A 12,737-nucleotide genomic window follows, 5' to 3' on the forward strand; every position below is an offset into this window, starting at 1 on the left:
CTTGTGGAAGTCTGGTTTGGAATTTTCACCAGAAAATCATTAAACGGAGCCAGTTTTAGTAGTACTCAAAAACTATGTGAACATATAAAAGCTTATGTAGATTCGGTTAACCAAAACCCAATTCCATTTATTTGGAAGAAAAGAGAGATTAAAGGAAGTCAACTGAAAATAATATAGCTAACTTTCGCAATTAGATGCTAGCTTATGCAGCATAGGTGGCTGTAACGTCAGAATAGGAACATCAAAGTAGCCGTTCAGATTATTCAAACTTATCTCATGCAAAAACGGAAGTGTGCGCTGAGTGACTTCTGCGTAAATGAGAGGGTGTCTTCATTTCTTGCTGCACAAATTTGATCATGAACCAGCTACATACCTTTTCATCTCATTGGGTGTTTTACCAAATATTTTTCTAAATTCTTTACTGAAATATTTACTATCCTCAAAACCTATCATCGAGGCAACTTCGTTGACGGGATAAATACCTGATTCCAGCAGTTTTTTGGCTTCATTAAACCGGATAGATTTAACAAATTCATTAACTGTCATGCCCGTAAGCGACTTCATCTTTCTGTACAGCACAGACACACTCATTCCTATCTGTAAGGCTAGTTCATTTACGCCAAAACCGGGGTCAGACAGGTTTTCGACAACAAGGTCCCTAAGCTTGGCGATAAACGCTTCGTTTACATCCCTGGCAATGCTTTGGGGCGCGTCATTATCCAGCAACACCGACTGACGGTAACGCTTTTTCTGGTCATCTCTTAACCGGATCAGGTTAGTGATCTTTAATTCGAGAATCCGTGGATCGAAGGGCTTGACCAGATAATCATCAGCGCCAGCGGAAAGTCCTTCAATGATTTGTTCATTTTGGGTCCGGGCCGTGAGCAAAACCATCGGAATGTGCGAAGTTGCGACGGTGCCTTTCAGCCGGCTACACACTTCAAGCCCATTCATCTCTGGCATCATTACGTCGGATATAATAATGTCTGGAATATGCTCATTGGCCAGTTCCAGTCCCTGAAGACCGTTTTCTGCTTCCAGTGTCTTAAAATCTCCCTCAAAGAGCTCCCTGATAAATACACGCAGCTGGTCATTGTCTTCAATGATCAGGATGGTGTTAGTTTGTTTCGTATGCGGAATATTGTTAGCATCAGGCATCGTCATTGTTTCCGCCAGCATTTTATCAAAATAACCGTCGTTTTTCAAAGCAATCTGATCCGCAGAAAAGTGCCGGTTTTCACACAGTATCCGGATGGTTAGCTTCGTTCCGCCTGGTGACGACTCCGTAGCAAGATGGCTCTCGGCTGTGAGGTAGCCATGATGCTCTTCAACGATACTCTTGGATAACGCCAACCCGATTCCGTAGCCGGGCTTTTCAGAATCCGCCTGGTAATAATAAGTAAACAGTTTTCGCAAATGGTCATCGGATATCCCTTTGCCATTATCTGCCACAGAAATGATTACTTCATTCGAAATTTCGGTAACAGATACTGCGACCTTGCCCCCCTCGGGCGTGAACTTGTAAGCATTGCTCAGCAGATTATAAAATACCTTCTGCATCTGGGCGATATCAAGCCACAGCATGACTGGCGTTTCCGGGCTAACGAAGGTTGTCTGAACATCCTTCTCATTTGCCGTGTGCTCAAAGGCGGCGACCACACTTTTAATAATTTTGACCACATCATGCTCCCGTACTTGCAGCCGGAGGCTACCACTCTGAATTTTACGAAAATCCAGCAATTCATTGACCAGTAACAAAAGTTTATCAGAACTATTTCTCGCATAACCCAGGAATTTTTCATTGTTTTTGCCTTCGGCAGACTGCTGAAAGGCCTTTTCCAACGGGCCGCTGATCAGTGAGAGGTGTGTTCTGATTTCATGGGATACATTGGTAAAAAAGTCGAGCTTAATCTGGTTCAAAGCATTTTCCCTTCTGAACAAGCTGCGGATCCAGAGAAACCGGGTGACCGTATAAAGGCCAGCAGCGATCAGAAGCACGTAGAAAAGATAAGCATACCATGTTTTCCACCAGGGTGCCAGAACCACGATGCTCACTTTAAGCGGTTTTTCAGTCCAGAATCCGTCGCCATTGGCAGCATAAACGACAAGCGTATACTTCCCCGATGGCAAGTTCATGTAAGTAGCTGATGGCACCGACACTTCGTTCCAATCCTTATCAAAACCCTCCAAACGGTAACGATACTTGTTTTCATGTGATCTTGCATAGCTTAGAAGCGCGAAATTCAGGGTGAAAATGTTCTGATCATGCCTGAATATCAACTCTTCCCTACCCCTGACGTCCTGCTGCAGTATTCCGCTCTCATCATTGGCTTTGACAGTCTTATTAAAAAGCCTAAGCGAACTCATGGCGATGGATTCAGGTCGGTTGTTAGTCAAAACTTTCTGTGGATCAAAGGAAAACATCTCCTGACTGGTGTTGAAGAATAGCGTTCCTTTATCATCCTTCGCTGCCCCCCTCAGTGTAAGCGTGGCTTTTCTGGGTAGACCATCAATATCATTATACGACTGTATTGTCTTATTATCGGGATGAAACCGTATCAGACCGTTTCCGCCACTAATCCATAAGTAGCCTTTACTATCTGCCTGAACGTCACCTAAACCCTCCGTTAATACCTTGAAGGTATTACTTACAGGCCTGAATTGATTGTTTTTAGGATCAAAGTATTTCAGCCCCTTTGCACTCGCAAGCCATATTCTTCCCTTCCGATCTTCACTGAAACGCCAGACGGAACTATGCAGAACAGCTTCGGGAGATGCATTTTTGTCGAGAAGGATTCTTTCTACCTGCTCTTTGCTGTATCTTATAAGCCCTACGTAATTATTTCCTCCAAACCAAATGTTACCACCTGAATCTTCAAATATGCTTTCTACGCTCTTGTCGCTGACCCAGTTGCGAAAGGTCGAGGTTCCTTTGTCAAAAGATAGTATACCCGCGTCCCCACCAAGCCATAACTTTTGATGTTTATCCTGGAATATGGTGTACACATCGTTTCTTTCAATGGGGACACGCCCTAAATTAGGCATCTTGTATGCCTTTTTGAGACCTTTTTTGAAGTCATAACTATAAAAGACTCCTGCTCCCCCACACCAAAGAATACCCTGTTCATCAACAAAAAAATGGTTGAAATTTCTGGCGAATTCCATTTCCAGATTAAAACTCGTCGTTTGGTTAGTAACCCGGTCATAAAAGACTATTTTGGTTTTGTCACCCGCCAATAGCCAGGGCTTTTGGTCGGGTGTCAAACCCATCCATGAATTTGTGAATGCGTTTTTCGTGACGCGGTTGCTAAAGAATGGCCACCTGGAAAATGCGGGCGCGGACGTATTCATATAGTCAAGTCCGACATAGTAACTCCCGATCCAAAGGCCACCTTGCCGATCTTTGAAGATGGACATCAACACATCGTCAGCCAGACTTTGATCATTACCGGGATCGTTGACATACCATTCGGCCTGAAGTGTTTTTACATCAAAATTGACTAATCCCGACATGGTCGCTATCCACACTTTTCCATGCTTGTTAGCTGCAAATCCTGAGAGGTCAGGCCAGTCTCCTGCACTGCTCTTGAAACTGGATATGAGCTCGAATGTTTGGGAAGAAATATTGAACCGCATCATTCCACCTTTCCTGATCCCAAGCCAGATGCTTCCGGATGCGTCATTAAAAATATGCGTAAAGTCATTGATCAAAGGCAACCTTGGGTCCGGGTTTGCTTTAAAAATTTTTGCTTTCCCCCGATCAAACCAAACCAGGCCATTGGAGGTAGCCAGCCATAATTCCTGATTTGCACCGGTTGCAATACCATGGACGGCATAGGCAGATTCCCCCGGCCTTTTCTGGAGAAAATGGCGGAAGTTTGTCTTGCCGTCTTTTAGTTCAACCCGATCCAGTCCGTTTGCTGTTCCAATCCACACGTTTTTCTGTTTGTCTTCAATAGTACAGTAAACCGTCTCCGAACTGATAGCACCTGATTCTGCGTCGTTTGGCTTAAATGTTTGAAAAGATTCACTTTGCATGTCATAACGGCAGAGCCCGCTCCTGGTACAGACCCAGACATCACCACGGGAGTCACAAAGCACAGAAGTGGTGTAATTGGAAGCCAGTGTTGTGGAATCGTTGGGATCGTGGCCGAAATATCTGAAAGTATGCGCGTCATACTTAAAAAGCCCTTCCGTTGTAGAAAACCACATAAAGCCCATTGGGTCCTGAGAAGCCGCAAAAACTATGGCACCGGGAGCTCCTTGTTTATCAGAAATGTGCTGAAAAACCTGGGCAAAACAATTCTTCGGGATGGCACACAACACCAAAAACAGCACAAGGAGTAGATGTACAAAATATTTCACCACAACAGACAGATGTTTGATCGAAAAAATTCTAGTCGGATTTACATTCACAAACATACATTATTGGTGAATACTTTGCATAAAAACGGCACACCAATCATCCATTTGACAATTTATCACCCCAAAACGACCAAAAAACACCCATTGAATTCACTAAAATACTTTAGACTCTGAAAATAATAAATCAAACTTATTCGATATTCCTGCATGAAATAGTTCTAATGATAATCATGCAGGAATGCAGACAGCAATTAAACCGTTCCCGGATATTACCTTCCCGGCCATCCCCTAAATGACCAGCGTCCCCTATCAACTGGCTTAAATCACGAAACATGAAGCAACTTACAGGATCAGAAATGACCAGCCTTCACGAACCGATGACTAAAACTGTCGCCGTTGTCGTAAGATACACGGATATAATAAATTCCTGTTTTGAGTTTTTCCAGACCTACTGATGTGTTTGAACCAGCGATCATTTGCGGACCGATAACGACAAGACCTTTTACATCGACTCCTGCTGAAAAAAGTCCTTCAATTTTGATAACATCACTTACAGGGATCCGGTATACTTTAACAACATTTTCGGAACCAAAACGCACTGAACGAATTGCTCTATGTCTATATAAGTCTGTAATAATTTACACCGAAAAAAGGGCTTTCATGCACATAGGAATAAGTCTGAGCAGCACCGCGCCTCGTTCGTTACACTTCCTTAATAATTGAATTTTCGGACATCAGCCGACCATTCAATTTCAAAATGATTATTATTTTTTTCAGAGATTGTTTCCCAAATCAGTAACATTACTCATATCACAGCCTAACAAACCCATTCCAACCAGGTTTGAAGTACCACTGAAAGCGATACGCATACTACTTACTCCACGCAAGTCCGGGGCTTCGCCAGCAGGTCAAAGTCAGATTGGAACATAGTCGCGTACACTTTACACTAAACATATCCTCAAACCGTAATATCGAGCAATTTCTCGCTGATAAAAAAAACAGTTGCCCATGAAGGCAACCGTTTCCCACTTACCGAGGTACATACATGCTCCAAACTTTAACATCTCCGAAGAGATTATTTTCTCACCATGAGTTTGAGTACTTCTCTGCTTCCGTCAGCTTTCTCAATGTGCACTAAGTACAGACCATCTGCCAGGCTTATTTTAATACCCTGACCAGACAAAACACCTGCATTTTCCCATACTGTTATCCCTGCCGTGTTTAGAACTTTCACCGATTTTACCTTACTGAGATCAAGATCTTTAAGAACAAAGCGGTCGGAGGCCGGGTTTGGGTAAAGCGAAACATGTCCGGAATTATCCAGCCTCAAGCTGCGGATTGAGCTCATGGCAAAGGTTCCGTCCTTGTCCACCATCCTGAGACGATAGTAATTAAGTCCATCGTTTAAATCAACATGTTCGTAACGATAATCCTTCTTCACATTACGCTCTCCTGTGGCAGTAACTCTGCCCAGCGCTGTCCAGTGTTTCGCGTCGGGGCTATGCTCCACCTCAAAGTAATCACTGTTCTCCTCTTGGGCCGTACTCCACGTCAACCTGGCAACACTGCTTTCTAATCGGGCAACGAAGTTAACGAGTTTGACCGGCAGCGGATTACCCCAGCTAATCGTATAGTTTGCCGGGGTGGGATCTACTACTCCGGCTGCATCGACATAGGCATACCCAAAAGTGGTACTGGTATAACCTGTTCCGGTAAGTATGAGACTAAATTGTGAAGGATCATCAAACAAAGTGCCATTGGCTACATCAGTCGCTGATACCAGCACAGGGAAGCCGAAACCATAATACCATAATTCTCCTTTTGTGGGCAGCGATGTAATCACCACACCCCGCGGGTCATTTACAGTGCCTGAATTACCCGTATAGGTCCCATCTTCGGGATCGCTGCCTGTCATCAGCGGACCACCACTGCCATCTAAGACCAGTTCATCATTCGCAGCTGGCTGGCTAGTTAAAACATGCGAGACAGGATTCGTATTCGGCTCCTGGTCAATTCCAAAGTTTACCGGATTAGTGGTGGTCCCGGCTGCTACTGTGCTTAAATCTCCAATGGCTAAAAGACCTGTTTGGTTTACTATATCAACAGAAGTGGTACCGCCACGGTTTGTACCGGTGTACTGGTAGTTGTTGAGGGGGGTATCTCCTGCGACAATATTCGTGCCAACACTTTGGCTGCTATTTGTTAATGCTATGGAATAACTGCCCGATGCTGTCAGAACGCTTTTGGGTATCTCCAGGTTATATGAACCGTCTGGCTGTATTTCGACTGATGCTATTACGTTACCAGAAGGGTCGAGTAAGTTGGCCCACAAGCCATTGGCAACACCGCCTTCACCTGCATCGGTTACACCATCGCCGTCTGCGTCTATCCATACCTGGCCAGGAATATTTATTGCAGGACCACAAATTCTGTTAATGATTACATTATCTGTGCTTACACATCCTCCCAATGGCGAAGTAATCTGCCATGAAAACTCATAATTGCCTTCCTGCGTCAAACCTGTAACGCTGGTTGAGGGACTGGTTGCATTTGCGAAAACAGGCGTTGATCCCACTGGTGATGACACCAGAACCCATTGTCCACTACCTGCACCGGGAGAATTTCCGAGCAGGGCTACCGTAGTTGGGCATAGAATGGATACATCACTCCCTGCATTCGCATTGACCCGGTTCTCTACATGTATGGTAAAGGTATTGGTCAGTGACGTCCTCGAACAGGCATACTCTCCGGCCAGAAATGCACCTATTGCACTACCAGCTGAGGGTGCTGCTGTGATCCGAAACACATAATCTCCGGCAGTAGTCAAATTACCGATCGTAGCACTGGTAAGCGTCGTTGCCCGTTCGTTCGATGTGCCATAAGTTGGATTCCCCGAGCCGGCCGGCTTGGATACTACAGTAAAATTGTAAACCCCTTGAAAATCCTGAAAGTAACTACTGTTAACCACCCCCTGATAAACTGCCGGCAAGGGGATATTTGCAGATATGGCTCCGGTTCCCGGATAGCAAACACTCTGGTCGGCCACTGCTACATTTGGTCTGTTACTATCTGAAATATGGATGTAATAACTCTGAATTCTTCCGCAGGATCCCGAGAAGCTTGCATTGATATTGAACTTGTAAGTTCCAACCTGCCAGCCACCGGCCGGAGGAGTTACCGTGGCGACTCTGTTGGCTATTCCTGCACCACTCACAACGATAGAAGCGGGAGCACCGCCCGGAGGGTTGATACCAATGGAGGTAACCGATGTTGTAACGTTCGCAGCATTATCCAAGGGGTCAATATCAAAGTAAAACGTTTCGGGCGTAGTAGAACCAACTTTGCTGCTACAGTGCAGCTCTCCGCCGGAATTTCCGCCAGAGTATACAACCATCTGTTCAGGGTGTCCGGCTACCTGAAAGTTGAGCGGATGTGGTGTGGTGCCCGTATATGTAAAAGCAATTTCGGGGGTTGTGTAGGTTCCACAGCTATTGGCTACTGTTAAAGTAAATCGGTACAACCCGTCAACATTCATACCATTGAAGTACATTCTTCTCGTATCATCCAGGCGGTTAAAACTGATAGCACCGCCAGCAGGTTGGGCAATCACGTTTACAGTAATGGTCGTGCCATTTGCCACCGTCCCGGCCGAACCAGCGTAATTGGTATTGAAAGTAGGTGAAGCCGCCAGTAGATCGATATAATGATCCGGATCGACGGGATTACGGCATACAGTTTTTGTTGCAGGTGGAACTATTATCGGATTTGGAACAAATCTTACAACGGTAGTGTCCTCGTAACTGCAAAGGCCATCGGCAGACGCAATCTTCAAAATAGCCCAATAGGCAGGGTCTATTGGGTGGTTCGCTTTATTGGTCAAAGAAAACGTGGGCGTGGCAGAAGCGGTGCTGCTGAATTCAGAATTCGTGGATACTGTTGTACCATTCCTGTTTTTGCTAAAGATATTTACAGACCTCCATTGACCCACAAAACCGGCAGGTATTACGCCTGCTAAAGGAGTTGTTCCCACAGTGGCGCAAATCCCGGTAACATCTGCCCCAGCTGTAAATGAAGCTGGCCTCGCACGGGCTGTAATGGTAACCTGGCTAGTCGCTGTTCCTGTACCACATGCGTGGCTGAGTTGAAACACATAAGCACCGTCCACTGTCATACCTGATACATTGGTGGTGAATTCGGTGGGTGAAACAATCGTTGGAATAACAGGCCCAGAAACAAATGTCCAGGTTGGGCCTCCGGCTCCAGCATTGTTTTCAACCCCTCCTACCAGGGTCGTACCGGATCCACAAACAAGAGCATTGCCACCAGCATTTACACTGCAGTCCTGTCCAAGCAAGAGAGATGGCATGAAGAGCCCCAAAAATACTGCGATAATAAAAGTGCTCCTGATTAGGGCTACACGGGTCGCTTCCGTAGGATTCAAGCGAGTAAATGGTTGTTTCATGGTTGCTGATTTACGTGAAATTCATTTAAAGTGATGAAATGGATTACATCTTGATCGAATGGCAACAAACCATAAATCTTAGCTGATTAAATTTACAGCCAGGAAAACGATCACAATGTCTGAGAATTTTTCAGGCAGAGAGAGAACAAATACAGAATGGATTGCTTTTGATAACAAAGTTGTTACTTTGTCGCCTTCGGAATTCGGTTACTGTCGACATTTCCGCGAGAGTCGCCTTTGCTTTACTCTCAATAGCAATTATCTGAACATCTGTAACTAACCCGTCTCCTCGGATGTGTTGGTATATTCTTATCCGTTCATAAGTCTCAGGAAAAGGCAAAAAAAATATTGGGAAATTTGAGCATGCAGTATGTTTAAGTGTAACGATGAATAAGATGTGATCAATTATTCTGAATAGTGAGTTAAGCGTTTGAAACTTTCCATCCGTCTTTTCAAAAAATTTATTTCTGGTATTGAAATAGTTCCAGGCTGTTTGTTTAATTAATTGTAAATGTTAAATTTTTTCTACACATGCATGGGAGAGAATTTTAGCTATTTCAGGTGATTATCTTATCAATTATATTGTATTGTTAAGACACAGGCCTTAATTCGCAAATTGAGGGTATCTTGAGAAAAGAATACAGTTCTCTAACCAAAGTATATTGAAGTAGAATTACTTCTATCAAAAACTTGGAGACACTTTGGATTGCTACGCATTTCAAAGGTCTAACACCAGCACGCCAAAAAACAAGAAAGGCGTGAGATCGAGATCCCACGCCTTTGCTTTTCCGAAGTCAAAACCGACTCTGTATTGCGCTTTTACTTCACTAAAAACGTACTGGTTTGTACTTCTCCGTTTGCAGATTTGACACTTAAAACATACAAGCCCGATGCAAGACCGCTCACATTCAGCTCCCGTTCCTTACCAAGGTTTTGCTGCAATACCCGCACGCCACTCAGGTTATGTACTTCCGCGCTATAAGATTCTGTACCAGCAAGAGCGATTGTAAGTTTGCCGCCGGATACCGGATTGGGATAAGCAATCATTCTTTCTACCGCAGCCCCGATATTAACTGACAGTATTCTACTGAATGCAAAGGTTTCATCCAAATCCACCATTTTCAAACGATAGTAATTTCTACCGTTTAATGGGGAATCGTCATTGAACTTATAACTTCTGGTAGATCCACTATTGCCGCCACTTGGAACGCTGCCCAAATGTTTCCATTCCTTACCATTTGCACTGCGCTGAATTTCAAAACCCCTACTGTTTGTTTCGCTGGAAGTAGACCACCACAATGCAACAACCTTATTTTCAGGCCTTGCCTCTAAACTGATCAGGGTTACAGGCAGTGGCGTATAACTTGCAGATCCGCAGAATGCTCCGTCGTTGTTTCCGGTATTGCTGCTGGTAGCAACCAAAGTAGCGGTGCGGCTCGAGATAGCAACCTTAAACAGGCGGCCAGTACCGTTGTCAAATACCATGAAGTTACCAGCGGCATCAATGAAAGTGGAACCAAAAGCCGTAGAAGTCTCAATTCCAGCACCTGAAACAACTCCACTCAACGAAGATGTTCCGGTTAGTGGGTCCAATACCATAAGATTACGTGGGCTTCCGCCGGTGTTATCGATTAGACCATAGATTTTACCATCCAGAGGATTGTACGCCCAATCTGATACAGATCTGCCTGCTGTGGTGGTACCCCAGGGTGCGGTGGTTTTGGCAGCAAAGGAATTCGTCGGATCCAGGATGCTGAGATAAGTACTGCTGGCGGGATCAATATCTATCGTTACATAGCTTGAAGCACCTGACAAGTAAAGGTACAGGTGACCGTTGAGGTCGGCTGTGCCAACATTTACTGTAGAAAGTGTCGAGGTCAGGCCAGGAATTGTATAGCGCTGCGTTAAGCCGTCTGATCCAATCTTGATCAATTCATCGGTTGCATTGTCGTAACCCCATATCAGATTGTCCTTCACGTTAAACGCAATACCATTTATATTGGTGCCGGCAAAACTGCTGGCCAAAACACGACTGCCATCCGTTTGATATTTATACAAACTGCTACCATCTACGATCTGGTAGTAAATATCACCGGCACATGGAAATGGTGCTGGCCCTGAAACTGCAAGCCAGGTAGCGCTGGCTTCACGGAATGGGTAGGGATTATTTCCTTTGCTAATCCCTAAAAATCCCTGATAAGTAGCTTTGGGATAACTATCACATGGTTCATAAACCAAGAGATTATTTACATTCCAAAAGCCTGGTTGGTTGTATACGACACGTATGGAAGCAACTGCATTTACAGCACTGGTAACCGAAACCGTCGCTGAAGCCGGTGCTGAAGCAAAGGTAATGGTCTTATTGCCTGCGTTATAGGTAACCCCCGAACCCGTTACAGAGTTAACCGTTATACCCGCCGGAATCTCTAGCGTATACACTCTCGAATATCCTCCGTCATTTGTCAGATTTACGACAAAATTCTGCGCAACTCCAGGTGCCACACCAGATGAGGGTCCTGTGATGGAAAAAACGGGTTCTACCGGAGAATTAAGGGAGGGAATGGCAGCTTTGGCGTCACCGAAAAGTCCACCAAAATTTCCGTTTGGGTTGCTATTAGTATTATCTATTGCACTTTGTACCTCAATGAAATTATCGAAGTTCGAAATTGGCTGGGGCGCATGAGATAAAATATAAACAATTCTTGCAGCGATAAGCTGATCAATTGGCTCCACAGTTCCATTCTCGTCGTAATCTGTACGTACCGTCGGATGAAAAACAAATTGACCCGGAAAATCACTGTTGCCAATTGAAGGCGCATCTTCGCCATAATCCGTGCAGAAAGATATTTCTGAGGATACCAACTGTTTGGATCCATTGAAGTAAGCTGTTGCTATTGGCACAGCCCAGTCCGGATAATTTTCAAGTGCAATATAGGAGTTAGGTGTAATAAAATTTGTCCAGTAGGCAACCTGAAAACCAAATGGCGAGGTTACTACCTGATCTCCGGTCGTATAAGTTATCTGTATATTAAAATCACCGCTCGCAGCAGGAGTAGGGCTCACAAAAGTAACTGTGACTGGGCCTGTGTACGTACGCGTTTGTAACAAGTAGCTTGCTGCATTCGCATTATTGATTACCTCGGCGGGTGTGCCAGTAGCCGAGGTGCCCGGATAAATTTTGATAACGGCGCCAAGGGCTGCCATTGTTAGTAAATCAAAACGCAAAACGACACGACCTACCGTCCCGTCTGTAAATTCCGGATTAATGGTAACGGTTTTGAGCGGGTAAGCTGCCGTCATTGGGTCATCGGTTCTCAATCGCCCAGCGGTGGCATGATCACTTCCAGTTTTTCCGGCCGGAAGAGTCGCAGGAAAAAAAATGTCATCAGAATCGCTCGTAAAGATAAAGGCGCGCGTGCCTCCATCCAATACCGGGCAAGGCTGGGCATTGGCGAAGGACAGTGTCATCAGTAATAAAAGAGTAATAAAAACGCTACTGCTGAACCACCTGGTCCGCAGGATGTGTGAATAGTTTACCATGGAGAAGTTGTTGATTTAAGTTGTAATCATTTGACAGGAAAATAAATTTTCTAAAAAGACGCGCGGGCAAAACATAGGCATACCAGGCTCTTGTTAAAGGTTAAATCCAGAGCATTTTTCTCCTATACCGACCGGCACCATGCAGAACGAGCCAACCGTACGGATTTTCAATAACGATGGCCGGATCGTAGTTTTTTCTTCATACTAGAGGTCATTTAAGTTTTGAGGATTGCTTTACGGTACTAACTGATATATAGCACACTACCGGGTACTTTATACAATTAATTCTAGCACAAAGTAACCGATTTCAAATGATCGGAACGGGAGACAGAATTATCGATTTATGGCGAAAATATTGTCATTTTACGTT

General features: G+C 44.7%; 4 protein-coding genes. All 4 read right to left on the reverse strand.

The window, feature by feature from the left end; genetic code table 11:
* Positions 1 to 354: 354 nt before the first annotated feature.
* The 4 genes from RB622_RS27260 to RB622_RS27275 all read right to left on the reverse strand — a co-directional run bounded on the left by RB622_RS27260 (position 355) and on the right by RB622_RS27275 (position 12,295).
* Positions 355 to 4,422, reverse strand: coding sequence for a two-component regulator propeller domain-containing protein (locus RB622_RS27260; RefSeq protein ID WP_308049968.1), 4,068 nt, complete (start codon positions 4,420 to 4,422; stop codon positions 355 to 357).
* A gap of 293 nt (positions 4,423 to 4,715) precedes the next feature.
* The gene (locus tag RB622_RS27265) at positions 4,716 to 4,964 is read right to left on the reverse strand and encodes a hypothetical protein (RefSeq protein WP_308049969.1); all 249 of its coding nucleotides are present in this window, start codon (positions 4,962 to 4,964) and stop codon (positions 4,716 to 4,718) included.
* 476 nt (positions 4,965 to 5,440) lie between these two features.
* Positions 5,441 to 8,827, reverse strand: a complete 3,387-nt coding sequence (locus tag RB622_RS27270) for a T9SS type A sorting domain-containing protein (RefSeq protein ID WP_308049970.1) — start codon at positions 8,825 to 8,827, stop codon at positions 5,441 to 5,443.
* An 819-nt stretch (positions 8,828 to 9,646) separates the two neighbouring features.
* The gene (locus tag RB622_RS27275; protein ID WP_308049971.1) at positions 9,647 to 12,295 is read right to left on the reverse strand and encodes a T9SS type A sorting domain-containing protein; all 2,649 of its coding nucleotides are present in this window, start codon (positions 12,293 to 12,295) and stop codon (positions 9,647 to 9,649) included.
* Between the last annotated feature and the right edge of the window lie 442 nt (positions 12,296 to 12,737).

The organism is Dyadobacter sp. LHD-138, from assembly GCF_030929615.1.
GTDB lineage: Bacteria > Bacteroidota > Bacteroidia > Cytophagales > Spirosomataceae > Dyadobacter.

Bases quoted from the DNA above. Each gene is read 5' to 3' on its own strand.
- RB622_RS27260 (WP_308049968.1), bottom strand. From the start codon at position 4,422: ATGTTTGTGAATGTAAATCCGACTAGAATTTTTTCGATCAAACATCTG.
- RB622_RS27270 (WP_308049970.1), bottom strand. From the start codon at position 8,827: ATGAAACAACCATTTACTCGCTTGAATCCTACGGAAGCGACCCGTGTA.
- RB622_RS27275 (WP_308049971.1), bottom strand. From the start codon at position 12,295: ATGACACTGTCCTTCGCCAATGCCCAGCCTTGCCCGGTATTGGATGGA.